The organism is Sphingopyxis macrogoltabida (assembly GCF_001307295.1).
Taxonomy (GTDB): domain Bacteria; phylum Pseudomonadota; class Alphaproteobacteria; order Sphingomonadales; family Sphingomonadaceae; genus Sphingopyxis; species Sphingopyxis macrogoltabida_B.
The window spans coordinates 1,489,555-1,515,037 of record NZ_CP012700.1 but is presented as its reverse complement, the minus strand read 5'-3'; the positions used below and the strand labels follow the sequence as shown (position 1 = coordinate 1,515,037).

At 60.2% G+C, this 25,483-nt stretch carries 27 protein-coding genes; 23 read left to right on the top strand and 4 right to left on the bottom strand.

Annotated features, from left to right (window positions below):
• Positions 1 to 584: 584 nt before the first annotated feature.
• Together AN936_RS07085 and AN936_RS07080 are read right to left on the bottom strand one after the other, a co-directional pair.
• Entirely contained in the window at positions 585 to 1,799 is a 1,215-nt protein-coding gene (locus AN936_RS07085; protein ID WP_006954973.1) for an IS256-like element ISSpma2 family transposase, read from the bottom strand.
• 302 nt (positions 1,800 to 2,101) lie between these two features.
• Positions 2,102 to 2,332 (bottom strand): hypothetical protein, encoded by a 231-nt coding sequence (locus AN936_RS07080; RefSeq protein ID WP_054587521.1) that lies wholly within the window; start codon positions 2,330 to 2,332, stop codon positions 2,102 to 2,104.
• Between the two features lie 293 nt (positions 2,333 to 2,625).
• On the opposite strand from AN936_RS07080, the gene istA reads away from it, so the two are divergent.
• The 5 genes from istA (at position 2,626) to AN936_RS24060 (ending at position 6,534) form a co-directional block, all read left to right on the top strand.
• The gene (gene istA, locus AN936_RS07075; protein ID WP_021238707.1) at positions 2,626 to 4,140 is read left to right on the top strand and encodes an IS21 family transposase; all 1,515 of its coding nucleotides are present in this window, start codon (positions 2,626 to 2,628) and stop codon (positions 4,138 to 4,140) included.
• Positions 4,127 to 4,855, top strand: coding sequence for an IS21-like element helper ATPase IstB (istB, locus tag AN936_RS07070; RefSeq protein WP_031304487.1), 729 nt, complete (start codon positions 4,127 to 4,129; stop codon positions 4,853 to 4,855). The genes istA and istB overlap by 14 nt, the downstream gene beginning before the upstream one ends.
• Before the next feature lie 184 nt (positions 4,856 to 5,039).
• The gene (locus AN936_RS25450; protein WP_234715770.1) at positions 5,040 to 5,516 is read left to right on the top strand and encodes a hypothetical protein; all 477 of its coding nucleotides are present in this window, start codon (positions 5,040 to 5,042) and stop codon (positions 5,514 to 5,516) included.
• Positions 5,509 to 5,814, top strand: a complete 306-nt coding sequence (locus AN936_RS24065) for a sigma factor-like helix-turn-helix DNA-binding protein (protein WP_084758229.1) — start codon at positions 5,509 to 5,511, stop codon at positions 5,812 to 5,814. Before AN936_RS25450 ends, AN936_RS24065 begins: the two co-directional genes overlap by 8 nt.
• A 246-nt stretch (positions 5,815 to 6,060) precedes the next feature.
• Positions 6,061 to 6,534 carry an Lrp/AsnC family transcriptional regulator gene (locus AN936_RS24060; protein WP_158500063.1) on the top strand — a complete coding sequence of 158 codons (474 nt, stop codon included), beginning with the start codon at positions 6,061 to 6,063 and terminating at the stop codon, positions 6,532 to 6,534.
• Between the two features lie 212 nt (positions 6,535 to 6,746).
• On the opposite strand, the gene AN936_RS07055 is transcribed toward AN936_RS24060, so the two are convergent.
• Complete coding sequence (locus AN936_RS07055; protein WP_054587518.1) at positions 6,747 to 7,115, bottom strand: transposase; 369 nt, start codon at positions 7,113 to 7,115, stop codon at positions 6,747 to 6,749.
• Between the two features lie 100 nt (positions 7,116 to 7,215).
• On the opposite strand from AN936_RS07055, the gene AN936_RS07045 reads away from it, so the two are divergent.
• Positions 7,216 to 8,363, top strand: a protein-coding gene (locus AN936_RS07045) for an IS3 family transposase (protein WP_095385752.1) whose coding sequence is annotated in 2 segments (ribosomal slippage) — positions 7,216 to 7,474 and positions 7,474 to 8,363 — 1,149 coding nt in all. Because the reading frame shifts where the segments join, the coding sequence is not laid out codon by codon here.
• 97 nt (positions 8,364 to 8,460) lie between these two features.
• Here AN936_RS07045 and AN936_RS07040 read toward each other — a convergent pair.
• Positions 8,461 to 9,204: a LuxR family transcriptional regulator gene (locus AN936_RS07040; protein WP_234715769.1), complete on the bottom strand. Its 744-nt coding sequence runs from the start codon at positions 9,202 to 9,204 to the stop codon at positions 8,461 to 8,463.
• A 417-nt stretch (positions 9,205 to 9,621) separates the two neighbouring features.
• Between AN936_RS07040 and AN936_RS07035 the strand changes: the two genes are divergently transcribed.
• The 17 genes from AN936_RS07035 (at position 9,622) to AN936_RS06960 (ending at position 25,483) form a co-directional block, all read left to right on the top strand.
• The gene (locus tag AN936_RS07035; RefSeq protein WP_234715768.1) at positions 9,622 to 10,293 is read left to right on the top strand and encodes a lytic transglycosylase domain-containing protein; all 672 of its coding nucleotides are present in this window, start codon (positions 9,622 to 9,624) and stop codon (positions 10,291 to 10,293) included.
• Positions 10,281 to 10,646, top strand: coding sequence for a TrbC/VirB2 family protein (locus tag AN936_RS07030; RefSeq protein WP_084758227.1), 366 nt, complete (start codon positions 10,281 to 10,283; stop codon positions 10,644 to 10,646). Before AN936_RS07035 ends, AN936_RS07030 begins: the two co-directional genes overlap by 13 nt.
• A gap of 26 nt (positions 10,647 to 10,672) precedes the next feature.
• Complete coding sequence (locus AN936_RS07025) at positions 10,673 to 10,996, top strand: type IV secretion system protein VirB3 (protein WP_054590148.1); 324 nt, start codon at positions 10,673 to 10,675, stop codon at positions 10,994 to 10,996.
• Positions 10,997 to 11,015: 19 nt separating this feature from the next.
• Positions 11,016 to 13,406 carry a VirB4 family type IV secretion/conjugal transfer ATPase gene (locus tag AN936_RS07020; protein WP_149037620.1) on the top strand — a complete coding sequence of 797 codons (2,391 nt, stop codon included), beginning with the start codon at positions 11,016 to 11,018 and terminating at the stop codon, positions 13,404 to 13,406.
• Between the two features lie 18 nt (positions 13,407 to 13,424).
• On the top strand, positions 13,425 to 14,132 hold the full coding sequence (locus AN936_RS07015) for a type IV secretion system protein (protein WP_054587513.1): 708 nt from the start codon (positions 13,425 to 13,427) through the stop codon (positions 14,130 to 14,132).
• Positions 14,133 to 14,206: 74 nt separating this feature from the next.
• Entirely contained in the window at positions 14,207 to 14,383 is a 177-nt protein-coding gene (locus AN936_RS07010) for a hypothetical protein (protein ID WP_158500062.1), read from the top strand.
• Positions 14,384 to 14,410: 27 nt separating this feature from the next.
• Positions 14,411 to 15,406: a type IV secretion system protein gene (locus AN936_RS07005; protein ID WP_054587511.1), complete on the top strand. Its 996-nt coding sequence runs from the start codon at positions 14,411 to 14,413 to the stop codon at positions 15,404 to 15,406.
• Positions 15,407 to 15,418: 12 nt separating this feature from the next.
• A complete protein-coding gene (locus AN936_RS24650) occupies positions 15,419 to 15,739 on the top strand; it encodes a hypothetical protein (RefSeq protein ID WP_149037618.1) in 321 nt (106 codons plus the stop codon).
• Complete coding sequence (locus AN936_RS07000; protein WP_234715767.1) at positions 15,733 to 16,431, top strand: virB8 family protein; 699 nt, start codon at positions 15,733 to 15,735, stop codon at positions 16,429 to 16,431. Before AN936_RS24650 ends, AN936_RS07000 begins: the two co-directional genes overlap by 7 nt.
• Positions 16,428 to 17,294, top strand: coding sequence for a P-type conjugative transfer protein VirB9 (gene virB9 / locus AN936_RS06995; protein WP_054587509.1), 867 nt, complete (start codon positions 16,428 to 16,430; stop codon positions 17,292 to 17,294). Before AN936_RS07000 ends, virB9 begins: the two co-directional genes overlap by 4 nt.
• Positions 17,189 to 18,484, top strand: coding sequence for a type IV secretion system protein VirB10 (gene virB10 / locus AN936_RS06990; RefSeq protein WP_234715766.1), 1,296 nt, complete (start codon positions 17,189 to 17,191; stop codon positions 18,482 to 18,484). The genes virB9 and virB10 overlap by 106 nt, the downstream gene beginning before the upstream one ends.
• Positions 18,484 to 19,494 (top strand): P-type DNA transfer ATPase VirB11, encoded by a 1,011-nt coding sequence (gene virB11 / locus AN936_RS06985; RefSeq protein ID WP_054587507.1) that lies wholly within the window; start codon positions 18,484 to 18,486, stop codon positions 19,492 to 19,494. The genes virB10 and virB11 overlap by 1 nt, the downstream gene beginning before the upstream one ends.
• A complete protein-coding gene (locus tag AN936_RS06980; protein WP_084758225.1) occupies positions 19,466 to 21,304 on the top strand; it encodes a type IV secretory system conjugative DNA transfer family protein in 1,839 nt (612 codons plus the stop codon). The genes virB11 and AN936_RS06980 overlap by 29 nt, the downstream gene beginning before the upstream one ends.
• Positions 21,294 to 22,079, top strand: a complete 786-nt coding sequence (locus AN936_RS06975) for an LPD7 domain-containing protein (protein WP_054587505.1) — start codon at positions 21,294 to 21,296, stop codon at positions 22,077 to 22,079. The genes AN936_RS06980 and AN936_RS06975 overlap by 11 nt, the downstream gene beginning before the upstream one ends.
• A 107-nt stretch (positions 22,080 to 22,186) precedes the next feature.
• Complete coding sequence (locus AN936_RS06970; protein ID WP_054587504.1) at positions 22,187 to 22,804, top strand: type IV toxin-antitoxin system AbiEi family antitoxin domain-containing protein; 618 nt, start codon at positions 22,187 to 22,189, stop codon at positions 22,802 to 22,804.
• Positions 22,797 to 23,660, top strand: coding sequence for a nucleotidyl transferase AbiEii/AbiGii toxin family protein (locus tag AN936_RS06965; protein ID WP_054587503.1), 864 nt, complete (start codon positions 22,797 to 22,799; stop codon positions 23,658 to 23,660). The genes AN936_RS06970 and AN936_RS06965 overlap by 8 nt, the downstream gene beginning before the upstream one ends.
• Positions 23,661 to 23,734: 74 nt before the next feature.
• Complete coding sequence (locus tag AN936_RS06960) at positions 23,735 to 25,483, top strand: recombinase family protein (protein WP_054587502.1); 1,749 nt, start codon at positions 23,735 to 23,737, stop codon at positions 25,481 to 25,483.

Below are 25,483 nucleotides of genomic sequence, written 5' to 3'. Positions count from 1 at the left end.
AAACATCGAGAATCGCGCGCGGATCATCGGGCTGGAAGGTGCGTTGCCGCAAGCCACGCGCTCGCATTGACCAGCCCCCAGGCTTCGCCGGATGGCCCAAAAGGCGGGCCTAAGGGCGAAACTACGCCCAATGATATGCGGATTGTGGTGCCCCTGGCCGGACTCGAACCAGCACTCCTTGCGGAACTCGATTTTGAGTGGGGCGAGACAACCGTAAGCATATATAATATATAGCTTTATTTTCGTCAATCCAAAAAGTGTGTAAGGCTTTGTGTAAGTTTGTGAGGCATTAATCGCCGCCCACAAAAATTTTGGCGCGTCCAAGATGGCCAAATCACCTGTCGCAATCCGCAATTGAATTGTCCGGACGCGATCAATGATCCGGCGCCGACGCGACCAAGGTTGGTGACACTGGAAGAAGCAGCGAGTGGCTCAACGCGGATAGCCAATATTTGACACGGCCCGGGCGCCAGCCGGTCACTCCGGCGGGAAACCAACATTCATCGGCCGGAATCCAAATGATGGCGAACTGATGGTCGCGTCCGTCAAGGTGGTGTAATTTCGGCTGTGGCCGTGGGCCATCGTCAGGCGGCTTTGGCGGTGATGTGTAGGGGCTGATTTTCCTCCTCGATCATGGGTTGGTTGAGTTCGGCCATGCCTTCGATCTGCATGTATCGGTGCTGGAGCTGCCACTCGTCGTTCTGCTCCATCAGCACAGCCCCGACGAGGCGGATGATGCTGTCTTCGTTCGGGAAGATTCCGACGACGTCGGCGCGGCGCTTGACCTCCTTGTTGAGCCGCTCGAGCGGATTGGTTGAGTGTAACTTCGTGCGGTGCTGGGTGGGGAAGCCGGTGTAGGCGAGCACGTCGGTTTCGGCCTCGTCCATGCAGGCGCCGAGCTTGGGCCAACGGGTGCGCAACTGGTCGGCGACCTGTCGCCAGACCTGCGTTGCGCTTTTCTGATCGGGCTGCAGGAAGACCTGGCGGATCGCGGCGGCGACGACAGTGTTCTGGCCCTTGGGCACATAGGACAGGGCATTGCGCATGAAGTGCACCCGGCAGCGCTGCCAGGTGGCGCCCATGACGCGGGTGATCGCGCCCTTGAGGCCCTCGTGAGCATCGGAGATGACCAGCTTCACGCCGGTAAGACCGCGCCGAACAAGGTCCTTCAGGAAGTCGGACCAGAAGACCTCCGCTTCCGAGGGGCCGATATGCAGGCCGACGATCTCGCGCCGGCCCTCGGTGTTGACGGCCATGGCGATTATTGCGGCAACGCTGATGATCCGCCCGCCTTCGCGTACCTTGAGATAGGTGGCATCGAGCCAGAGATACGGCCATTCGCCGGTGAGCGGGCGTTTCAGAAAGGCATGGACGCGCTCGTCAATGTCCTTGCAAAGCTTGGAGACGGTGGACTTGGAGATGCCGGTCATGCCCATGGCCTGGACGAGTTCATCGACCCGCCGGGTGCTGACCCCGCCGATCCACGCTTCCTGGATCACCGCAACCAGCGCTTTCTCGACCATCTTGCGGGGCTCAAGGAAGCCCGGAAAATAGGACCCAGCACGCAGCTTGGGGATTTTCAGGTTCAGCGTGCCTACCCGGGTATCCAGCGAACGGTCGCGATAGCCGTTGCGCCAGGTCGCGCGCTCGCTGCTGCGTTCGTGGCGACCCGCGCCGATCAGGCCATCAACGTCGGCCTCCATGATCAGCTGCAGCACGTTCTCGGCGATGGTGCGCAAAAAATCCGGTTGGCCGCCCTTTGCAGCCAGCTCTTCGATCAGTAATCTGTCCTCGGTCATCGGGAACTCCTCTTCGTCACGGTTGAAGTGTGCAAACTCCACCATAACGATGAACCCGGTGGCCACCAGCGACGCCGCATTCCGGGGTGGGGCATGCCCCACCCCGGAATACACCATCGCCTACACCGGAAATTACACCACGAGCGCGGACGCTAACGAACTGATAGCCGTCCTCCGCTCCAGCGGTACCAACAAGGTCTGTAGGAAACTGTCTTGGTTCAAACCCAAGCAAGACACCCGTGGAGCGATATTTCGATCGATGCGACAGATAGGCAAAACGCAGTCGATCAACACAGTGGGGCTTAAAGCTTCTGCTCTTCTTCTCGCCGCCGCAGCTCCTGCTCGACCGCCTCGCGAATAAACTTCGCAAGCTGACGGTTACCGACCTGCGCTTCGATCCGGCGGATCGTGTCCACGGATAGCCGGATGGTCGTGGCTTTCATTCCGAGCGGCGGGCGTCCCATGCCGTCGTCGCTATCGGCGTCGCGCACAATCTCAAAGAGAATCGCGTTAATGACATCGTTTATTTGCATATACGCTACCGTTTATGATATAAACGATAGCGTAAACAAGCTTAGGCTTTTCGGCGGAAGATGAATTGAGGCCGAATCACGCCAGCGACGGAGGCGACATGATCAACAAAGCCCCCAGCCCCCGATCTAAGTCGGTCAGGATAGTCAAACCGGCGCCCGACCCGGCTTCGCCTTTATTTGAGGATCAGCGTGCAATAGGCACCCCCTTCGTGGGGTGATCGGCGTGCAAAAAGGACCCCTTCATCCCGGGGATTTAGTCGGCCGACTGGTTTTGATCAGTTGGCGAGAACGGGATGTTGATCGTGGAGACAGTGGTTCGGATTCGGCGTGAGCATGCAGCGGGTAAGGCGATCAAGGCGATCGCTCGTGACCTTCGTTTGTCGCGGAAGGTCGTCCGCAAAGCGATCCGGTCGCCGGAGGCGGCGTTCAACTATCAGCGCAAAGTCCAGCCGCTGCCGCGGATCGGTCCTTATCAGGATCGTCTCGATGCGCTGCTTGAGGAGAACGAAGGTCGCGGCCGCCGCGATCGGCTACGGATGACGCGTATCCATGACCTGCTGGTGCGCGAGGGGTTCGATGGATCCTATGATGCGGTGCGCCGCTATGCGGCGCGCTGGCGTGCTGCGCGGCGGAAGGATGCTGGCGAAGGCGCACCGGCGTTCATCCCGATGACCTTCCAGCCGGGTGAGGCCTACCAGTTCGACTGGAGCCACGAGGATGTGGAGATCGCCGGCAAGCCGATGCGGGTGAAGGTGGCGCATATGCGTCTCTGCGACTCGCGCGCACCCTATGTCCGGGCCTATCCGCGCGAGGGCCAGGAGATGCTGTTCGATGCCCATGCCCGGGCGTTCGCGTTCTTCGGCGGTGTGCCGCGACGCGGTATCTACGATAATATGAAGACGGCGGTGACGGCCGTGTTCACCGGCAAGGAGCGTGTGTTCAACCGCCGCTTCCTGATCATGACCGATCATTACATGGTCGAGCCGACCGCCTGCTCGCCGGCGGCGGGATGGGAGAAGGGCCAGGTCGAGCAGCAGGTCCAGACGATCCGAGGCCGCTTCTTCCAGCCGCGACTCCGGTTCGCCAGCCTGGCCGAGCTCAACGGGTGGCTGGAGGCCGAGTGCCGGCGCTGGGCCGAGCATCATGCCCATCCCGAACGCGGGGATATTACCGTCGCCGAGGCGCTGGATATGGAGCGACCGGCCCTGCAGCCGATCCTGGCACCGTTCGACGGCTTCCATGAGAGCGAGCATGCCGTCACCGGCACCTGCCTCATCAGCTTCGATCGCAACCGCTACTCGGTCATGTCGACGGCCGCACGCCGGACCGTTCAGGTGCGCTCCTATGCCGATCGCATCGTCATACGCTGCGGCGATGCGATCGTCGGGGAGCATGAGCGCCACTTCGGTCGGAACCGCACGATATACGATCCCTGGCATTATCTGCCGGTCCTCGCGCACAAGCCCGGCGCGCTGCGTAACGGCGCACCGTTCCAGGACTGGGATCTGCCGCCCGCCCTGCACCGATTACGGCGAAGGCTCGGCACCGGGGACGAGGCCGATCGCAGGTTCGTGCGGGTCCTCTCGGCGGTGCTCACCGATGGCCTGGAGCCGGTAGAGGCTGCCGTGCGCGAAGCGTTGGCGAACGGAACGGCCAGCGACGAGCTGATCCTCAACATCCTCTCCCGGCGCCGCGAGCCGGCGACACCCCACAGCATCGTCACTTCGGAAGACCGGATGCTGCAGCATCCTCCGCTCGCCGACTGTGCCCGCTATGATCTGCTGCGAGGCTATGATGCAGCGGCATGATATGATCGACACGATGCGCGGCCTCGGACTCAAGGGCATGGCGGCGGCGTTCGACGAGGCGGTCACCACCGGCCTCCAGCGCAAGCGCACCACCATGGAGATACTGACCGACCTGCTCCGTGCTGAGGCGACCCACCGGGATGCAGCCTCCATCCGCTATCGGATGACGGCTGCGAGGCTGCCCGTGGTGAAGGACCTGGAGCGGTTCAGCTTCGAGGGCACACCGATCAATGAGGAGATGATCCGCTCCCTTCACGATGGCTCCTTCCTCCCGCCTCGCCGCAATATCGTGCTGGTCGGCGGCACGGGGACAGGCAAGACCCACCTCGCCATCGCGATCACCGCCAATGTCGTGCGAAGGGGCGCTCGCGCCCGCTACTTCAACACCGTCGATCTGGTGACACGCCTCGAAGAGGAGACCCGGATCGGCAAAGGCGGGACCCTGGCGGCGCAGCTGTCGCGGCTCGACCTGATCGTGCTCGACGAGCTCGGTTATCTGCCGTTCGCCCGCTCGGGAGGGCAGTTGCTGTTCCACCTCATCAGCAAGCTTTATGAGCGGACCAGCGTCATCATCACCACGAACCTCGCCTTCGGCGAATGGCCGACCGTGTTCGGCGATCCCAAGATGACCACGGCGCTGCTCGACCGCGTCACCCACCACTGCGATATCGTCGAGACGGGCAACGACAGCTGGCGCTTCAAAAACCGCAGCTGACAGCCACCTTCGGCGCCTTCAAAAATCTATCTTGCGCTGCGCGCGCCTCCGGTCGGGCTACGCCCGCCCTCCGCCGCACGCAGCGCAAGGCCATCTTCAACAAACCAGCATCATATTATCCGAAAAGGGGGTCCCTCTTCGACGCCGATCGGGGGTCCCTTTTGAACGCCGTTTGACACCTTTATTGGAGGATCAGCGCCCCGCATTCCCGATGCTAGTGAGATCACGCGAGGGCCGGGTATTAAGCGCAGTTCGCTATCGGAACGGCGAGAGTTTCGCCCTCGCGATTGAGGAATTGCGTTTCCCCGATACGGGCGATCTTCTGTACCAGACCGGCATCGTTGCCCAGATGGCGATAAGCTCGCATCTCCTGGATGTTGGTTTTGATGATCGATGGTGCGCCCGGAACATCGGCCTGCACATCAGCACGGCACTGGCATATGCCAATGTGACCGGCCTCAATTATCAATCCCCGGAACTAGAGCGCCTGGCCACTGTGCTCTCGCCCTATAACGTCTGGCGAAATCCGGACATCCACGGTTCGCGCCCCCCGGTCCCCGCATCGCTGCCGGACATTCCACTCTTACTCAGAGAACTGCTGGACCATGTGCGTGACATAACCGGACACTCTCGCCCTAGGCGGAGGAAAGCCCGTGGCTGAGGACAACATGGCCGCCCGCTTCGCGCGCACGATCCGAGACCTGTTGGTCCCGCCCCCGGTGGTTCCAAGACTTGACGAACATGTCGACCCGGAGATTGCGCGGGTCGAGTGGGCGATAGCCCGCTTGCCGAAGCGCACTCGCGAAGTGTTCCTGATGCACCGCTTTGAAAATCTTGGATACGACCGTATCGCGCATCGGCTCGGTATCAGCGAGAAGGCCGTTGAGCGGGAGATCGTCAGGGTGTTGCGCGCCGTTCGCAAGGCAAGGGAAGATCATGCCCGCGAGCTTTACAAATAGCTGTCGGGGCATCGTCGCCTATGGCTGTGATTTGCGGCGCAAGGCTAAGCCAGTTCAGATAGCCGGGACGGCGCCAGCATACGATTTTGCCCTGCTTTGCGGGTAGCGCGAATTGCACGCGCGATCGCTTAGGCGTCGAACCTGCCCACATTCCCGGTCTGGTCGAATGTTGTTTATTGCGAACGCCAGCGCATGAACGGGGTCAATCCCGCTTTCCCGGTATGTCCAAAAATAGGCGCACGGAGCATGACTTTCATCATGAACCGAAGCCGGTACATCGCGCGCGCCCTTGACCCTGTTGATCGAGCTATTTGCCTTGCGCTAAGCCAAAATGCGCGTCTCACGATACGCGAGATTGCTCGAATAATCGGATTATCCTCGCCAAGCGCAACGGAACGAATGCGTCGATTGGAAGATTCAGGTGTAATTGCCGGTTACACGATCACAGTCGATAACCAGGTGGTCGGACAGCCGATCGGTGCCCATTTTCGTCTGCGTCCCGCTGCTGGTGAGATACCACGCATAGTCGCAATGCTCGCTGAAACACCTGAAATGGTGGAAGCTGACCGCGTGACAGGCGATAATTGCTTAGTCGCCAAGGCTTATGTTACAGATTTGAGAGAGCTCGAACGGTTGATTGATCGATTTCTTCCCTATGCGGCGACGACAGCAGATGTGATTCAATCCACTCCAATCAAACGCCGTTTACTGAGGTTTTGACCTCACCGGCAGCATCAATGTTCTACCAATGGGATTAGTCGTCGGGCATCCTCACTGCAAATGAAGTGCGCTTGAACGACGGCGCGCCGATGGCCGGGTAGCCGATGCAATGTCCAGGTCGTTTCACGACTAAAGGCACCGGCGCATGTTCTCGCACATGTTCTCTTTGCCCGGCTTCGCCCGTCGTGTCGGAGAAGATCAAGGAAGCGTCTTTATGCGGACCTTGGTCCTTCACAGTCATTAGAATCGATCCCGATCTGGCCGCTGCCTGCCGTCGCCGGGGCCGGAACGGACACCTCCACCTCGGCGAACGAGGGTGCCGGCGTGCGCTTCGCTCCCGTCAGACCGCCAGCCAGGGCCTGTCGGCGCCACGTATAGAGCAGCCCGCTGCCGACCGCGTGCCGCTGGCATGTCGCCGAGACCGAGCCGTCGGGGCCAAATGCCTCGCGCAGGATCGACAGCTTCTGATCCACCGACCAACGGCGACGGCCGCCAACGACCGCGATCCGACTGCTCATACGATCACTCATATGACCAGTCACAAGAGCACTCGCTCCCGCCGCTCCGATATCCTCGCTCATCACCGCTCCTCGCAAAGAGCGGCTATCAGCACCCCGGAATGGCCTGCTGCCGGTTTGGTGGACACCGAGATAGGGTGTTTCCACCTATCGGAGGTCCACAATGCAAAGAAGGAAGTTCAGCCGCGAGTTCAAGCTTGAGGCGGTGAGGATGGTCCGCGAACGCGGGGTGACGATCGCGCAGGCGTCGCGCGATCTGGATGTGCATGCGAACGTGCTGCGTAAATGGGTCCGGGAGCTTGCCGCCGATCCGGGTCATGCCTTTCCCGGTCACGGTCAGATGAAGCCGGAGCAGATGGAGATCGATCGCCTGCGGCGCGAGCTGGCCAAGTTGAAGGCGGAGCGCGACATCCTAAAAAAAGCCGCCGCCTACTTCGCGAGGGACTCGATATGAAGTTCCAGTTCATCGCGAAGCACCGAGGGATCTGGCCGGTGGCATGGATGTGCGGGGCGCTCGGTGTCTCGCGAAGCGGCTTCCATGCCTGGCTGATCCGCCCGCCGTCGCAGCGTGCCCGCGACGACGAGGTGATCGGTGCGAAGGTCCGTGCCAGCCATGTAGGAAGTTATCGCACTTATGGCGCGCGCCGTGTCTGGCACGACCTGCTGGCCGATGGGGTGTCCTGCGGCCTGCACCGGATCGAACGGCTCATGCGGGCGCAGGGTCTGCGAGCGAGGCCGCGGCGACGCGGGCTTCCCAAGGATCACGGCGATCGTTCGGTCATCGCCGGCAACGTGCTCGATCGCCAGTTCACGGCAGACAGGCCGAACCAGAAGTGGGTGGCCGACTTCACCTATATCTGGACGGCCGAGGGATGGCTCTATGTTGCTGCGGTGATCGACCTGTTCTCGCGCCGGGTGGTCGGATGGTCGATGACTCCCAACATGACAGCCCAGCTCGTCACCGATGCGCTGATCATGGCGATCTGGCGGCGCGGCAAGCCCGATGCTCTCCTGCATCACTCGGATCAGGGCAGCCAGTATACCAGCGAGCAGTTCCAGCGGCTCATGGCCGACAATGGGGTCACCTGCTCAATGAGCCGGTCCGGCAATGTATGGGATAATGCCGCCATGGAGAGCTTCTTCTCCTCGCTCAAGACCGAGCGGATCGGGAAGAAGATCTACCGCACGAGGGCGCAGGCGAAGGCCGACGTGTTCGATTATATCGAATGCTTCTACAACCCGACCCGGCGTCACTCGACCTTGGGTTACCTCAGTCCTATCGACTTCGAACGTGAAGCTGGGGTAGCCTGAATGAACTTATCTCGGTGTCCACCAAACCGGCAGCAGGCCAGAACGCCGTCCCGCAAGGCGGCCTTCACACCACGGTTACATTAGAATAAAGGTCCCGCTAGGGCAGGATATCTGAGAAACTAAGCGTACCATCGAACAGGGCACGAACGAGTAGCATCGTGCGTTTCGGCACCTCGTATCGCTCTCGCGCATTGGTGAGATGACGATCAACGGTATCCTCCGTAATCCCCAGTATTCGACCGGTCTCCCAGTCGCTCTTGCCACGACCGACCCAAAGCAAGCAATCTCGTTGGCGGTCAGTTAGTCTTGGCGGACTTTTCTCAAACGTCCGGATTCCCGAGCAACTACGCGCGCGCTCAAACGCGAAGATGCCGACGAGTTGCGCTAACGGCAGCGTCGCCTCATCGACCGGGATCTCCGCGACGCTTGCGAAGGAACATGATCCGCTTGGCTCTCCAGGAACATTTGCCGGCACGGTAAAGCCATCGCCGACTCCATACTCACGGCTAAGTGCGAGGACTCGCCGGTCCTCCGAACTTAGTGGGATCATCGTCTCCATTTCAGACCACAAAAAACCAGCGCACGACATATGGCTTGCCCGGTGAACGGGGTCGGATGTGCCGAGAGCGTTGCGGTCATGGTAGGCGACCCATTGTGACGGATAATTGTGGATTCGGACGACGTTGGCGGCGCCTCGTGCCACCTCCACATGGTGCGTGAGAGCGAAGTATTTGAATCCCATCTGCGTGCAGATAGTTCCAAGTGCTGCTGCCAACTGCCCGGCCTCAGGCGCAGACTTAATCTCGCGCAGCATCTCTTGGGTCGTCATCTTGATCGTCATCAGCTTATCTTCGGATCGCTGACGGACCTCTCTCGCGGTCCCGTTGTCGTTGATCGTCCTTCACTGATTTAATGCTTTGCGATGCTTCTCATGGCGTCGGTCGGCAATAATTGCGGGGAAAAACTGAATACCTGTATGAATCTTATATGTTCAACTAATTGATTATAGCTCAGATTCTCCCTGAAATCTACCTTTGTTGAAAAGCTCCCGCTCCGCAAAAAGCTGAAAGGTACATACCCCTTTTCCGGGATTTTCACTTCGCGCGCAATTCCAGATCAGTGCGCATATGACTTCGTACCATCATATTTGCGTTTCAGATCTCGGACATCCGACATCAACTTTCATTCTCGCGCGGTCGACCGATCACGAAGCCGAAATCTACGCACCGTTCCGCAACGCATTTGTAGGTATACAGCGGTGACCATATCCGGCGCCATGATTGCCGCCTTAGCGTCGCAATGTGCGCCCAATGTCGCGCCGCAGACCGTCGCGGCAATCGTGCAGACCGAAAGCCACGGGCGGCCCTTCGCGCTAAACGTGAATGGCGGGAAACAACCTCCGCCGCAGCTCGACGCCGCAAGCGCCGCCGCGACTGCACAACGCTACATCGCTGCCGGCTATTCGGTCGATCTCGGTCTCGGCCAAATCAACTCACGCAACATGCGCTGGCTTGGCCTGACCTGGGAGACAGTGTTTGACCCCTGCAAAAATATCGAGGCGCTCGGCAGAGTACTCACCCAAAATTATAATGGGGCAATTGTCGGACGCGATCCGCAAACCGCGCTTCGCATCGCACTCTCGCTTTACAACACCGGAAGCTCGTCCAGGGGATTTCGCAACGGTTATGTCGCAAAGGTTGTCAGAAATGCGGGCTTTGTCGACCTAGTGGCGATGGAAGCGCTGACGGCGCCGACGATGCCTCTCGACCCGCGCGTCCAACTCATCCCGGAGAATTTTGGTTCTACGTTGCGGCCTATCGCGCGCCGCAGCGCGCCACCTGCGTGGAACCTATTCGAGCGCGCCGCTCATGACCGGCAAAGGTCCAACCGATCTGAAACGATAGAAAGCAGGAGCGTATGGCGGGATTAAAATACTTTGTGCGAAGAACCGCAGGTGTTCGGTCCCGACTGACGCTTTGGTTCGAGGGCATACCGCAGTCGCGGCAGAACGTGCTGCTTTGGAGCGTCGCGCTCGCGCTGGTGCTAGGGGTTTCCGCGCTCAACCCTGATCCCGCCTCCGCACAGAATCTGGAGAGCTTCGCCACCAAAGTTCGCGGCCTGCTGTCGTCGACACTACTGCGCACGCTTGCGGTCATCGCGGTGATCGTCACCGGCCTGCTCTGGTTCACGGGTCGGGCCTCCACAACGATCCTCGTGACCGTTATCATCGGCATCGCCATTGTCTTTTCGGCTGATTCCATTGTCGGCATCATTGCGGGCTGACGCGCGTGAACGCCGACACCGAAATCATGACCAAGGACCCGCTGTTCCTCGCCGTGACCCGCCCTGCACTTTGGGCTGGAATCCCGATCGAGGCGGCGGTGCTGCTGCTCATTTCCAGCGCGTCGGTCCTGATCGGAACCAACAGTCCGGTTTACGCCGCATTGGTCGCCATATTCGGCTATTCGATTTCGCGGCTGGTTGTGCGCCACGACGTCAATGCGTTCCGGCTTCTGTTCCTTTGGGGCCGGACCAAAGCGGGCAACCGCAACCGGGCGTTCTGGGCCGGAAGCAGCTACTCGCCGCTCAAGCTGACGGGCATGCGCCGCAAGGGTTTTGCCCGCTATGCCTAAGGGGCCTGCACCCGATGCCATGCGACCCAACGCCGTGCCACTCAAAGTCGCGCGGCGCGAGGCGACGCCCGAAAAGTTCCTGCCCTATTCGCGTCATGTGAATGAAGAGATGGTGGCACTCGATTCCGGTGACATCATGCTGACCTTCGAGCTGCAAGGCCGTGCGTTCGAGACGGCCGACGTGCGCGACCTGAACGATTGGCACACCAAGCTGAACGGCATGCTCCGCAACCTGCATGATGAAAGGCTGTCGATCTGGACGCATCTGATCAGGATGCGGGTCGATCAGTATCCTGGTGGGGCGTTCAAATCGGGCTTCGCTGCCGATCTCAACCGTGCCTATTTTGGGCGGATCAACCGGGAACGAATGTTCATCAACCGCTTCTTTGCGACGCTTGTGATCCGTCCCGCCGCCACCGGCGGCGACAAACTCATCCAGGTTCTCAAGCGCAAGGTCTCAGGCAATGCTAGGCGCGGCGCGTCGCTGGGGCTGGAGATCGACGAGTCCCTGATCGAGCTTCTCGACGACAAGGCCCGTGATTTTGAAAAGCTCATGGTGCGCTGCGAACCGCGCCGCTGCGCGATCTATGAGCATCGCGGTTTGATGTTTTCCGAAACGATGGAAGTCGCCGATATGGTGATGACCGGACGCCCTGCCCGCGTCCCCGTTGTGCGCGGTCATCTGGGTGGTGCGTTATATCGCGCCCGCACGATCTTCGGCGCCGAAACCATAGAAATTCGCGGCGCCGAGACGTCGGTCTTTGGCGGTATCTTTGGTATCCGCGAATATCCAGCACAGACAACCCCGCGCCAGTTAGAGGCTTTGCTGTCGGTGGATTTTGGCTTCGTGCTGACACAATCTTTCACCTTCCTTGGAAGGGCTGCGGCCACTGAGAAATTCCGGCTGCGCATGACTCAGATGGCAAATGCGGGCGACCGCGCCGTCAGCCAGGCCGATGCGCTGATCGATGCCGGCGATGACCTGATGTCGAACCGGTTCGTGCTGGGCGACCATCATTTCACCCTCGCGGTCTATGCGAGTTCGATGAAGGTGCTCCGCGACCAAATGGCGGTCGCCCGGGCCGCGCTTGCCGATACGGGGATGGTCGCAGCGCGCGAAGGGGCTGCACTCGAAGCGGCTTACTGGTCCCAGCTCGTCGGAAATTTCGCATGGCGCGCACGGCCCGCGCCGATCACTTCGCTCAATTTCGCAGCCTTCTCACCCTTCCATACCTTCCCCGCCGGCCTCGCCAGCGGCAACCATTGGGGCGATGCAGTGGCGCTGCTCAAGACCAATGCGCGCAGCCCGTATTTCTTCAATTTCCACAAGGGCGATCTGGGACACACGCTGATTATCGGCCCATCGGGCGGCGGCAAGACGGTGCTGCTCAACTTCCTGATGGCACAGGCTGAAAAGACCGGCGCACGTCAGATCTTTATCGACAAAGATCGCGGCGCGCAGATCTTTGTCCAGGCCAGCGGCGGGACATATCTGGCTTTGCGCAACGGCGTCGCCACCGGTTTCTCACCGCTGAAAGCCCTTTGCGACACACCCGGGGACAAGAGCTTTCTGTCCATTTTTATTCGCCAGCTCGTTCGTGCCGATGGCCTGCCCGTCTCGGTTCAGGAAGAACGGCGGATTGAAGACGGCATCAATGCCGTGATGAAACTTCCCAGCGAAGACCGCTCACTCAGTGCGCTCCGCTCGATGCTCGGCATGAAGGATATCAGCGGCGTCGGCGCGCGTCTTGAAAAATGGACGTCGGAAGGTTCGCTTGGCTGGGTGTTCGATAATCCTGCCGACAGGATGACGCTCGGCGCCCAATTCATCGGGTTCGACATGACCGATTTCCTCGACAACGCCGACATCCGCACGCCGGTCATGTTGTATCTGTTCCATCGGATCGACCAACTCCTCAACGGCAAGCGGATGATTATCTGCATCGACGAATTCTGGAAGGCGCTCGGCGATGAAGCCTTCCGGCGCTTCGCTCAGGACGGCCTCAAAACCTACCGCAAACGAAACGCCCTGTTGGTCTTCGCCACGCAATCGCCTGCCGATGCGCTCAAGAGCGATATCAGCCATTCGATTCTGGAACAGGTCGCCACCAAGATCATGCTCCCGAATCCGTTCGGCGCGCGGCGTGATTATGTCGAAGGCTTCGCACTGTCCGAAGCCGAGTTCCAACTGGTGCGCGACGACCTAGCCCCGGAAAGCCACAAGTTTCTGATGAAGCAGGGCCATGACAGCGTGGTGGTCGAACTCGATCTGAGCGGTCTGGACGACGCGCTGGCTGTGCTGTCGGGCCGCGCCGAAACCAACGCTGTTGCCGACGAACTCATCGCCGAGGTGGGGAACGACCCGGTGCTCTGGCTACCCCTCTTCCATCAACGGAGACGCCCAAGCTGAACTGCAAGGAAAGGCAATATGATGAAAACGATGACCAAGCTACTCGGTGCGGGACTGCTGATAGCGGTTCCCCTCCCTGCCATTGCACAGGGCATGCCGGTTCATGACAGCGCCAGTCTGGTGCAGCAAGTCAACGCGGTGCGGCAGGCAATCCAGATTGCGGCGCAGGGCAAACAGCAGATTTCCGAAGCGCAGAAACTCTATCAGGATTTGAATAAGCCGACCGATATTCCGCAGCTGGCATCACAGCTCAAAAGCGACGCGCTACGTGAACTCGATACAAGCCCGGCCGCGCTGCATGGCTTCGGCAGCGGCGATCTCGATGTTGTCGGTGCGGCACGCGCCAAAGCCGATGCGGTTTATCGTGGCCTTCTTGAAAAGCGCGGGGTGTCGGGGTCCGAAGAGTCGCGCGCGGGCTTCGATCTCAACGCGCGCAACATCGGCATCACCGCGGGGCTTGCCGATAATATAGGTGCCGCCGTCACCTCGCGGACGGAAGGGCTTGACCAGCTCCGCGCCCGAATGGCGACCGCCGTCACGGCCAAGGAAGTCGGCGACCTGACCGTTCGGCTGCAACTCGAATCTGCGGCGATGCAAAACGACCAGCTTCGCCTCCAAGCCATCGCCATGCAGCAACAGGCTCAGGAACGCGAACGGGCGGCGGCAGGAAAGGCGGCACTTGCCCAAAAGCTCGACGCGGCGAGCCGCTATTACAAGGGGCAATGAGATTGCGGATCGCGACCGTCTCGATCGCGCTGTTGATTGCCGGGTGCGGCCCATCCCCCGCGCCCCCAGCCGATATGCCAGCGCGGACTTGGCAATATTATGTTGCCCACGGCGAGGAGATCGAAGCGATGCAAGCCATCTGCCGCAAATGGTCGGCCAGCGATACGTCGGCTGGATCGCAACCCGCGGTGGTCACGGGTAATTGCCGCGCGGCGGCGTTCGCCAAGTCGCAACTCCAGATCGCTCGATAAAGCGTCAACCGGGACCCGGGAAGATATATGGATTTCACCGATCATGTATTCACCACAATGTTCGAGGCGCTGGACAATGCGCTGGCGGCCATCGTGGGCAAATATGCGGCCGTGATCGAGGTCGTTAGCCCTGCCCTGCGCATCGGGATCGTGATCTATATTTCTCTGCTGGGCTACGCGATCATGCGAGGGGCGGTGCAATATCCGTTCCGCGAATATACCTATCGCGGTTGCCAGCTCGCTGCTCTCTATTTTGCCGTGACATCGCTCTATGGCACCCAGATTGGCATGTTTGCGCTGGGTGGCTTGCCCGGCCAGTTCGCAAACGCGTTGGGCGGTGCGGACGTTGGTGGTCTTGGCGGTTTTTATGACAAGCTGGCGGGCACCGGCTTTGAAACTGCCAACACAATGCGCAAGATCGCCGCTAATTATCAGGATACCCAGGGTGCGCTCCCCGATATCGGCTATGCCGTCTTTGCGGGCTTTCTGGTGGTCATTGTCATCATCGCCACGCTGCTGTGCGCGGCCATCGGCTTCGTAATCAGTGCGTTCGGCTTGTTTGCGCTCGGGCTTCTCTCGGTTGTCGGCCCGCTTTTTGTGGCCGCCCTGCTGTTCGAGTCCACGCGCGGCTATTTCTTTGCCTGGCTTGGGGCGTGCATCAACTATCTGATGCTGACCGTTTTCGCGCTCGTGCTGACACTGTTTCTGACCCAAACCGGCGAGACGATCATCGCCACCATCTCGGAAAATGACGACATCGGCATGGCAGCGATCAAGGCGCTGGCTTTTTACGCGCTCGGCTTCTTCTTTTTCCTCCAGATTCCATCGCTCGCCGCTTCACTCGGCGGCGGCGGCCCTGCCCTTGCCAACCAGTTTGCGTCCGCAATCGCAGCGGCAGGCGGGTTCGTCGTTGGGCGCGGCGCAACCGGCGCTCAAGCCACCAGCCGAGCCATCGAGCGGGGCTTCGCGCGCGGCATGGCGCGGATGCGGACATCTGGATCAATCAGTCGCGGCGCAGCATAAAGGGATTGGATCATGCGTAAGCATATGATGAGTATATTGGTTGCGCTGGCACTCATTGCACCAGCCGAGGCCATCAGCGCTGCCTCGAAATCGCCAAAACTAGCCAAATGTAGCGGCAAGCAGCGCCGTCCGGCCAACCCCAATGGTACGATCCTGCCAACGGTCGATCCCCTCGCAGGAACATCAACCCCAGCCTACCAGACGCCAGACCAGGAAGAGGAACGCAAAGGCGTTGACGTATTTCCCGAGCCCGCACAGCTCGACGCCAAACCCGGCCCGCAGGTTCCGCCCATCAGCAGCGCAACGCCAACAACCTCCTATCGGAGTTGCTGAGCATCATGGCTGGCGGAGTTACAGACAGGCAGGATCTCAAGGCCTATTTTTCAGAGGCCGCAAGCTGGGACCATGACCGGCTAATAGCCGCTAACCGCTCGAAACGGCTGGCATGGATCATCGCGGGCATGGCCGGCAGTCTTGCAGTCACAGCGGTTGCGGCCGTGGCCATGCTCACGCCGCTCAAGACCGTCGCGCCCTATGTTATCACCGTCGACAAGGCCACCGGCGCGAGCGAGATCGCTGCGCCACTGACCGGCGACCGGCAGATCACGTATAATGAGGCAGTCGCCAAATATTTTCTCGCCGATTATGTCCGCAATCGCGAGGGATGGATTCCTCAGGCCCGCCGGGAGTTTTTCGAAGGCGTGCTGGCGATGTCGTCGCGTGACGAACAGGCGCGCTGGACGGCGTTCTACGCCAAGGACAATCCCCAATCGCCACAAAGCGTTTTCACCGATCTGGATACGGTGTTTATCGCCATAAAGTCGGTGACCTTCGTGTCAAAGAACGTCGCGCAAATCCGCTTCACCAAGACGCTCCAGCGCGGCGCATCGACGATCGACACCCCGGCGATCGCGACCATGACTTACGACACCACCGACACCCCAACCACCGAACAGCAACGGTTCAAAAACCCGCTGGGGCTGGAAGTCCAAAGCTACCGCGCCGATCTGGAGGTGACGCAATGAAAACAGAACACGGCATCATCGCCATCGCCCTGATGTTCTCCGCCAGCGCAGCAGCTGCCAGCGAGACGCCGCATCCTACCCCGCAGGACAGCAGAATCCGCGAAGCGATCTATAGCGACACCGAAGTTTACCGCATTGTCGGCGCGTTCCGCTCGGCAACACAGATCGTCTTTTCAGCGGGCGAACGAGTCGAGCATGTCGCGCTCGGCGACAGCGTGTCGTGGGAGGTGGCGCCAGCTGAAAATTCGCTGTTTATCAAACCACGCGAACTGGCCGGAGCGACCAATCTGATCGTGATCACGCGTTCCGACGCCGGAAGCCGCAGCTACACATTCGAACTGTCGGCGCGGCGCGGGAGCATCGGCGCGCGGTCCGCTGACACATTCTTCAAGGTCGTGTTTCGCTATCCGCGCGAGGAAGCCGCCGCAGCACAAGCGGCGGCGGCGCAGGCCGCATACGCGCGAGCCACGGCGCTACAATCGGGCGCGATCCGCTCGGCCCTCGACCTCGCGGTCCTCGAAGGCAAGCGTAACCTCCAATATAGTGTGCAGGGATCATCCGCGATTCAACCGTCCGAAATTACCGACAATGGCCAATTCACTGCGCTGCGCTTTCCGAACCAGCGCGAACTGCCTGCGTTCTTCGCCGTCAATCCCGATGGCGGCGAGAGCATCGTCCCATTCGATGTCCGCGACGAATTTGTCGTAATCCACGGCGTGTTTGCCCAGCTCCGTTTGCGGCGCGGCAAAGAGGTGCTGTGCGTCTTCAACGAGGCTCCGGATTTCTACGGGCGCGATCCCAAGACCGGCACCGCGTCCAGCATCGTGGAGCGCACATCTGGTCCCGATGGGGAGACGAAATGATGGCCGACACAGTTGACCCGGAACGCGCCTCAGACCGAGGCGCCAATCGCCCCGCCGTCGATCAAACACCCGATCCCGACGAGATTGATCGCACCCCCGCCTCCGAACGCGGCAGCAAAATGCCGTCGATCTCCGGCACCACGATGGACCCAAAAAAGATGATCGGCCTGGCCGCCGCGGCAGGCGCCGTCATGTTCACGGTGCTGGCGCTGGGAACCGGGCTGACGGGCAATACGGCTCTGCCGCCCGTCAAACCCAAACCCGCGCTCGAGCCCGCGCAATATGACCCGGCAACGGTTATCGCACCGACCCTGGCTGGGGCAGCAACCGACCCCGACGCCCCCATTTCCCTTGGAGAACCGGCCGTGCCCGCCATCGGCCCGCAACAAGGTTCGCCAGCAGCACTGCAACAGCCGCTCCAGCAATCCCCGGCAGAAGCCCTCCGCGAATCCACGCGTCGATCATCGCTGATCGCCTATGGCGGGGAACGCGAGAGTGCGGGTGGAAGCGTTCGTTACGGCGACCATGGGACTGCGGCTAATCCCGGTCACGCGGCATCCCCCGAACTCACCAATCTCGACAAGCTTCGGCGTGGCTCGGTCATCGGACAGGCGCAGGCTCGCGCGCTTCCCGACCGCAATTTCCTGATTACGGCGGGAAGCTTCATTCCGTGTGTGTTGCAGACCGCAATGGATTCAAGTCAGCCGGGCTATGTGAGCTGTATTCTTCCGCGCAATATCTTTTCGGACAATGGCAGGGTCGTGCTGATGGAAAAAGGCACGAAGATCCTTGGCGAATATCAGGGTGGCCTCAACCGCGGGCAATACCGGCTGTTCGTCCTGTGGACGCGTGCCGTCACGCCGCGCGGGATTGCGATCGATGTCGGATCGCCCGCAACTGATGCGCTCGGGCGCGGCGGCGTGGATGGCCGGGTCAATAATTTCTTCTGGCAGCGTTTTGGCACAGCCCTGCTGTTCAGCCTTGTCGAAGATGCGGCGACCGTCGGGTCGGAAGCCGTTGGCAATAACGGCTCGAACACGACTCGCGTGCCCTCCGATGCGGCATCGACTGTCTTGCAGCAAAATGCCGAGATCAAGCCGGTGCTGCGCAAGAATCAGGGCGAGGATGTCGGGATCACGGTGGCGCAGGATTTCGACTTCTCGACCGTCTACGGCCTCGCGCTGAAATAATGGCCGCACCGGGCAAAAACACCGCTGTCCTCGACAGCGTGACGGCACCCTTACGAAGATATCTCGATGACGCGAGCGTCACCGAACTGGTCATCAATTTGCCAGGCGAGGTCGGGATTGAACGACGCGGGCGCTGGACTTGGGAAGGCGAACCCTCACTCGATTTCAAGACGCTCATGGCGCTCGCGACTGCCGCCGCCGCCTTTACCTCGCAGGATGTCACCCGCGAAAACCCCATCGTCTCGACGATCTTCCCGACTGGCGAGCGCGTCCAAATCGTCGTGCCACCCGTCGTGCCGGACGAAACGGTCTCGATCACAGTGCGCAAGCCATCGACCGTGACAATGACACTCGCCGATTTCGAGGCGGCTGGCCTTTTCAGGGACACGCGAATCTCGGAAAAGAAAGTAACTCCGCAGGAATTGAAGTTGCTCGCACTTCTGCAATCAGGCCGTCATGTCGAATTCTTCGACCGCGCTGTGAAGGCCAAGCTCAATATTCTCATTTCGGGGGCAACGGGATCAGGCAAGACGACGCTGTCGAAGGGCCTGATCCAATTGATCCCGCCCGAAGAGCGGTTGCTGACGATCGAGGACACGCGCGAACTGATCGTCGGTCAAAAGAACGTCGTCCACATGCTCTATGCCAAGGACGGCCAGGGTACTGCCAATGTCACAGCCAAACATCTGCTCGAAAGCGCGCTCAGGATGCGCCCCGATCGTATCCTGCTCCAGGAACTGCGCGACGGGACTGCCTTTTTCTATTTGCGCAACGTCAATTCCGGCCATCCCGGCTCGATCACCACCATCCATGCCGATTCCGCCGAACTAGCGTTCGAGCAACTGACGCTTTTGGTGAAGGAAAGCGAAGGCGGTTCCGATCTGGCCCGCGGCGATATTCGCGCGCTGCTCAAGATGCTGGTCGATGTCGTGGTGCAAACCAAAAAGACTGACGGCGAATTTCGGGTGACGGAGATCTATTATGACCCGGAAGGCAGGTACGCCGCCTAACGGCGGGAGGGCTAGATTGTTGGTCGGCATTCCGCTCGGTGTGCTGATCGCGCTCGCCATCGCAACCATGATCGGCTGGCTGGTCCTCGGCCTGCCCGTCACCGCCTATGACCCCCTCAAAATGCCGCAGTTCGTCTGGTATTATCGTGGCGACCCGCACGTAGTCCGCGCGATGGCAGGCGGGCTGCTCGGCGGCGGCCTGCTCCTGGGCGGCCTGATCTATGCGCTTTGGGCGCGCGGCGTACCGCTGCATGGAGCCGCGCGCTTCGCCCGCGAAAGCGAGATCAAGCGCCACGGATTTCGCGCAGGCTCGGGAATCGTCCTTGGCCGCAAGCGCGGACGGTTCCTGACCTTTGGTGGCAGCGAGCATGTCATTGTCGAAGCCCCGACCCGCTCGGGCAAAGGCGTCGGCATCGTCATTCCGAACCTGCTGACCTGGGCTGGCTCGGTTGTCGTCCTTGATGTAAAACGCGAGAATTACGACGCGAGCGCGGGCTTTCGCGCCCATTACGGGCAGTCCGTTTATCTGTTCAATCCGACCGACCGCGAAGGCCGCACCGCCCGTTACAATCCGCTGGCCTATATCGACCGACACGACCCGGATGATGTCATCATCGAATTGCAGAAGATCGCAACGATGTTGTTCGTTGCGCCCGAACAGGGCGAAGCCTTTTGGGCCAATGGTGCCCGCACCGGATTTGCAGGCGTTGGCGCCTGGCTCGCGGAAACCAGCAACGAACCGCTGACGATGGGTGCCATCTATCGCCATCTGACCACAAGCGATGCGCGCACATTTTTCAAAAAGGAACTTGCCAATCAAGGACTGAACCTCTCGGTCGGCTGTCAGACCGCGCTCGCTGATTTCGCCGGCGGCTCGGACAACAGCTTTGCCGACATCAAGAAGACGATCACCAACGTCCTCGGCCTTTGGCTCAACCCGCTAGTCGATGCCGCGACAGCGGCAAGCGACTTTGATCTTCGCCAGCTCCGCAAGCGCCCCATGTCGATCTATCTCGGCGTGTCGCCTGATGAACTCGACAGGATCGCGCCGCTCTACAATCTCCTGTTCCAGCAGCTCATCGACCTCAACGTGCGCGAATTGCCCGACGAAAACACATCTGTGCCAGTGCTGGTCATTCTCGATGAATTTGCCCGGCTAGGTCGGGCCTCGGTCATTGCGAGCGCCTTCTCCTATGTCGCGGGCTACGGAATCAGGCTCTTGCCCGTCATTCAGTCACGCTCGCAATTGCGCGGCGTTTACGGCGAGCATGTCGCCGATGAAATCGTCGCCAATTGCGGTGTCGAAGTCGCATTCACGCCCAAGGAGCTTCGCGTCGCCAACCACCTGTCCGAGAGGCTCGGCTATGTCGGACAGGATAGCGTCACCAGGTCGCTCACGATCAATGGCCTCCTCGCCAATCGGTCAAAATCCATCGCGGAACAGCGCCGCGCTCTGTTGTTGCCGCAGGAACTCATGCAGTTTCCAACCGATAAGCTGATCCTCCTGCGCGGCGGCATTCCGCCGATCGTCGGCACGAAGATTGCCTATTTCAGCAACCGCTTTTTCAAGAAGCGCGCGTTTCCAGCTCCGGAAGTGCCAGCCGCGCCTAAGCGAACTCCTGGGACCGCGCTGCCCGCGCTGTTCCGCGACATGATCGCCGAAGAGGCTGCCGGGCACGAGACCCGGCCTATGTCACAGGATGATGTCCTCACCGAAGATTGCCCGAGCTTCTTCGCCGACATGCTGACGCTGGATCACGACGGCAATGTATCTGGGCTTATCGAGGAAGGTGACGAAAATGGCGGATAAACAGGATGGCGATGCCTCTTCAGGACGCAGCCGCAAGGCAATGCCGAAGCCGGACAAAGCTAAATCGGAGAGGGCGAAGCCGAAGCGCAAAGCCGAAACACCCACCCTCACCGACGACCTGACCGGCAAATTCCTGCGTGTCGGCAAGGCACTCTATCGCACTACGGATGATAAAAAGCCGATTGCCCGCCTCGAACCCGACCGGCTCAAGACCAGCAAGATCGACGCCCTTCCCGATATCGTGCGGATCGCCAAGGCTAATGGCTGGACGTCGATCAGGATCAATGGCGGCGATACGTTCAAGAAGGCCGCATTTCTTGCTGCGGCCGCACAAGGGCTGACGGTCGAGAATTACACGCCTTCGAAAGTTGTCCAGGCCGAAGCTGACCGCCTGCAAGCCCGGCGGGCCGAACGCGACAAGCGGCGTGAATCCAGAAACACAGCAGGCGAATCCCCCCGCCCGGTCGAAGATACAATCACGCTCAAAGCCCTGTCGGAACGGTTCCTGAGCCAGACGTCTGACCAAAATGCCCGCGACCCCGAATTGCGCCGCGCCCAAAGCCTTGTCGCCCAAACCATCTCGATCACGCGCGCGAAATATCCCGATGATCCCGTCAAGGCAGCAAAGGACGTCGAGGCCAAGCGTAACGAGGTAGCTCGCCGCATTGCCAATGGCGACAAGATCGCGGCCATTCGGGTGCGCAACCAGCAGGCGCAGCGCATCCGAGAAGTCACGCAGGATCAGGCATTGACACGCGAGGGGCGGACGCGCTGACTCGGGCGTCACGGGGTCACGTTCGTCGCGATAAATTCGCAGTCATGCGGTTAATGACTTGTGACAAAAGCTCTGATAGAACTCATATGAGTTAGAGGATTTGTCACATGGCGCTCATCACGTCCCAACGGGATAAGCTCAAATCGCTATTCGAGAAGCGGCCAATCCTGCGCGCGCGCGAACTGCGCGCAGCCGGGATCGCGGCAGAGACGATCGCGCGCGCGGTCGACGAGGGCGATATCGACCGGATCGCGCGCGGGCTCTATCAAGGTGCCGATGCGGACATCAACGCTGACCAAAACCTTGCCGAAGTCGCCAAGCGCATACCGAAAGGCGTGATCGCGATGGTTTCCGCCCTCGCCTATCATGGCCTGACCGACCAGATGCCGCGGCGCGTCTGGGTAGCGATCGGCACATCGGACTGGGCGCCGACCTCGACCCATCCCCCGCTGAAGATCGTCAGGTTCGCAGACAAATATCTGAAGCAAGGCGTCGCATACCACGAAATTTCGGGCGTCGAGGTGCCCATCTACTCGATTCCCAAGACGCTCGCGGATCTCTTCCGTAATGCTCGGCTCGCCGACCGCTCGGTCGCGATCGAAGGACTGCGATCGGCGCTCGATCAACGCAAGACGACGCCGAGCGAAATCGCGGAGGCAGCCGTTGCCGGTGGTGCATGGAAGGTGATGAAGCCCTATCTGGAGGCACTGACCGCGCATGGCTGAGACACCGGCGAACATCGCTGCCTCCGCCAAAGCGCGCCTGCTCGCGCTCGCGCGCGCGGAAGGCCAGCCCTTCGACGTGCTGCTCGTGCGCTTCGCGCTCGAACGCCTGCTCTACCGGCTCTCGATTTCTCCACAGCGCGACGATTTCATTCTCAAGGGCGGTCTGCTCGTGACCTTGTGGCTGGAAGACAGCAACCGTGTCACGCGCGATATGGACTTTCTAGCGTTCGGAGACGCGAGCGCAGCCCGGTTGATTGCCGATTTCGGTGGAATTATGGCAGTAGAGGCGGACGACGGACTGATGTTCGACATCGAACGCCTGACCGCCAGACCGATCCGCGAGGAGGCCGAATATGGCGGCATGCGCCTTTCAACGATCGCACATCTCGAGCGAACTCGGATTCCGGTGACGATCGATCTCGGCTTTGGCGACGTGATTGCGAGGCCAGCCGATCCGGTCGCCTATCCGACCTTGCTCGACTTTCCCGATCCCGAGATTCGCGTTTATCCGCCAGCTACGGTGATTGCCGAGAAGTTCCAAGCGATGGTGGCGCTCGGCATCGCCAACAGCCGGATGAAAGACTATTACGACCTTTGGGCACTTCCGCGTTCCTGCCCGATCACAGCTGACGATCTCGACGCGGCGATAGCGGCGACGTTCGAGCGGCGTGGCACCAAAGTCCCAACGGAGCCGCCTCCCGGACTTTCAAACAGCTTCTTCGAGGATCGCGACAAGCAACGCCAATGGGCCGCCTATGCCGGCAGCATCGACCTTGCGCGCGTCCAGCTCGATGCCGTCGTGCATCAAATCTGGAATCTTGTCGGGCCGTCGTGCGCCAGGCTGACGAAAGCCTGATCATCGGAAACCGATAGCCAGAACCCCATATTTAGATCCGGGCGACTCGATGCGGCCGGAAACAAGGAAAACGCGTGAGAAAAATTATCAAGCCCGTCACCGATCCGGTGCGGGCGGCACAATATATCAGAATGTCGACAGAGCATCAGCGCTACTCTCCCGACAATCAGCAGTCAGCAATAGCGACATATGCGTCACTTCGGGGTTTCGAAGTTGTCGAAACCTACCTCGATTCTGGCAAAAGCGGCCTGACGCTCAGTGGTCGACCCGCCCTGAAACGCCTTTTGAGCGACGTGCTTTCTGGAGCGATGCCTTACAAAGCGATCCTGGTCCTAGACGTAAGCAGGTGGGGACGATTCCAAGATACCGACCAAGCTGCGCACTACGAATACATGTGCCGCGAGGCGGGCGTTCCTGTGCATTACTGCAACGAGCCGTTCGAGAACGAAGGCGGCACGATGGCGTCGATCGTGAAACACATGAAGCGCGTCATGGCAGCCGAATATAGTCGCGAGCTATCGACGAAAGTCTCCCGTGCCCAACGTCAGCAGGCCCGATTGGGATTCAAGCAGGGCGGGATGAACCCCTTCGGCACCCGCAGGCAAGTTGTTGATGAGCATGGCAACCCGCGTTTGGTTTTAGAACGAGGACAACGAAAGGCACTTACAACGGACAGGGTCGTTCTCATATGGGGGCCAGCTGAGGAAATCGCTGCCGTCCGGCGAATTTTTCGGATGTTCGTCGAAGATCAGAAGAGCCTTGCCGAGATCGCGCGGTGGCTCAACTCACAAGGCCACACGCAAGTGCATGGTGCCGAATGGCGGGCCCCCGCGGTTCGTTACGTGCTCAGGAACGAACTTTACATCGGAACGTACATATTTGGCCGGAAATATAGCAATGTCGGTGCCCCTCATCCCGCGCCTGTGCAGGACTGGGCGCAGGTCGATGTTCTGAAACCCATCATATCGAAAAAGCTATTTTCTGATGCCGCTGCCAGGCTCGCGAAGCTCGCGCCTAACTCCTATACCAACGAGGAACTGCTGGAAGGGCTAAGGCAACTGTTGGCCGAAAAAGGCACCCTCTCAACCTTTCTCATCAAAAACTCGCCGTATTTGCCATATCCTTGCACCTACGTTCGACGATTTGGGAGCATGTCGGCAGCCTATCTCTTGATTGGCTTTGATGAGCCATCTCACAACGACCGCAACAGCCTGCGCTTCCAATGGACGGAAGAAATGCTCCTCGACGTAATTCGGCGAATCTACCTCGAGAAGGGGTATGTCGACGGCGGCTTAATCTCCGCTGATCCCACTTCCCCAAGCCGATCTTTATTCTCATATCGATTTGGTGGATTGCTCAATGCGATGATTGTCGCTGGCTTGCCGGTGGGACCGCTTTCTGCGCGGCAGCAGACGGCATTATCGAGGCAGCGCGAACAATACGAGCATAGGAAAAAAATTCGGCTCATCCCCATAATGCGCACGGCGCAAGGAAGCCGGATCCGAAATGAGGAACTGGACGCAGCACTGAGGCGCCTGTTGATCAAGCACGGCTACTTGTCCTTGCAACTGATTGATTCTGACCCGACCGTTCCTTCGAGCTCGTTTTTCCGGAATCGCCTTGGCGGTTTGAAAGGAGCGTATGCACGTATCGGCTACTTTTCCGCGCAAAGCGATCTATTGAAAGAAGCCCATCGGAGGGCGCGGCTTGGACAGTCTCCCAGTGCCGAGCCTGGTATCGTTCTTCCGTATCTTGTAGCCACCAACGATCCGCTTGGTCCAATGGCAGCCTCTCTTCCCACGCAAGGCGAAATAAAGCCGTAG

Excerpts from the sequence above, each read along its gene's own strand:
- AN936_RS07085 (WP_006954973.1), bottom strand. The coding sequence starts at position 1,799 with ATGACCGAGGACAGATTACTGATCGAAGAGCTGGCTGCAAAGGGCGGC.
- AN936_RS07080 (WP_054587521.1), bottom strand. The coding sequence starts at position 2,332 with ATGCAAATAAACGATGTCATTAACGCGATTCTCTTTGAGATTGTGCGC.
- istA (WP_021238707.1), top strand. The coding sequence starts at position 2,626 with ATGTTGATCGTGGAGACAGTGGTTCGGATTCGGCGTGAGCATGCAGCG.
- istB (WP_031304487.1), top strand. The coding sequence starts at position 4,127 with ATGCAGCGGCATGATATGATCGACACGATGCGCGGCCTCGGACTCAAG.
- AN936_RS24060 (WP_158500063.1), top strand. The coding sequence starts at position 6,061 with ATGACTTTCATCATGAACCGAAGCCGGTACATCGCGCGCGCCCTTGAC.
- AN936_RS07055 (WP_054587518.1), bottom strand. The coding sequence starts at position 7,115 with ATGAGCGAGGATATCGGAGCGGCGGGAGCGAGTGCTCTTGTGACTGGT.
- AN936_RS07040 (WP_234715769.1), bottom strand. The coding sequence starts at position 9,204 with ATGACGATCAAGATGACGACCCAAGAGATGCTGCGCGAGATTAAGTCT.
- AN936_RS07030 (WP_084758227.1), top strand. The coding sequence starts at position 10,281 with ATGGCGGGATTAAAATACTTTGTGCGAAGAACCGCAGGTGTTCGGTCC.
- AN936_RS07025 (WP_054590148.1), top strand. The coding sequence starts at position 10,673 with ATGACCAAGGACCCGCTGTTCCTCGCCGTGACCCGCCCTGCACTTTGG.
- AN936_RS07020 (WP_149037620.1), top strand. The coding sequence starts at position 11,016 with ATGCGACCCAACGCCGTGCCACTCAAAGTCGCGCGGCGCGAGGCGACG.
- AN936_RS07015 (WP_054587513.1), top strand. The coding sequence starts at position 13,425 with ATGATGAAAACGATGACCAAGCTACTCGGTGCGGGACTGCTGATAGCG.
- AN936_RS07010 (WP_158500062.1), top strand. The coding sequence starts at position 14,207 with ATGCCAGCGCGGACTTGGCAATATTATGTTGCCCACGGCGAGGAGATC.
- AN936_RS07005 (WP_054587511.1), top strand. The coding sequence starts at position 14,411 with ATGGATTTCACCGATCATGTATTCACCACAATGTTCGAGGCGCTGGAC.
- AN936_RS24650 (WP_149037618.1), top strand. The coding sequence starts at position 15,419 with ATGCGTAAGCATATGATGAGTATATTGGTTGCGCTGGCACTCATTGCA.
- virB9 (WP_054587509.1), top strand. The coding sequence starts at position 16,428 with ATGAAAACAGAACACGGCATCATCGCCATCGCCCTGATGTTCTCCGCC.
- virB11 (WP_054587507.1), top strand. The coding sequence starts at position 18,484 with ATGGCCGCACCGGGCAAAAACACCGCTGTCCTCGACAGCGTGACGGCA.
- AN936_RS06980 (WP_084758225.1), top strand. The coding sequence starts at position 19,466 with ATGACCCGGAAGGCAGGTACGCCGCCTAACGGCGGGAGGGCTAGATTG.
- AN936_RS06975 (WP_054587505.1), top strand. The coding sequence starts at position 21,294 with ATGGCGGATAAACAGGATGGCGATGCCTCTTCAGGACGCAGCCGCAAG.
- AN936_RS06970 (WP_054587504.1), top strand. The coding sequence starts at position 22,187 with ATGGCGCTCATCACGTCCCAACGGGATAAGCTCAAATCGCTATTCGAG.
- AN936_RS06965 (WP_054587503.1), top strand. The coding sequence starts at position 22,797 with ATGGCTGAGACACCGGCGAACATCGCTGCCTCCGCCAAAGCGCGCCTG.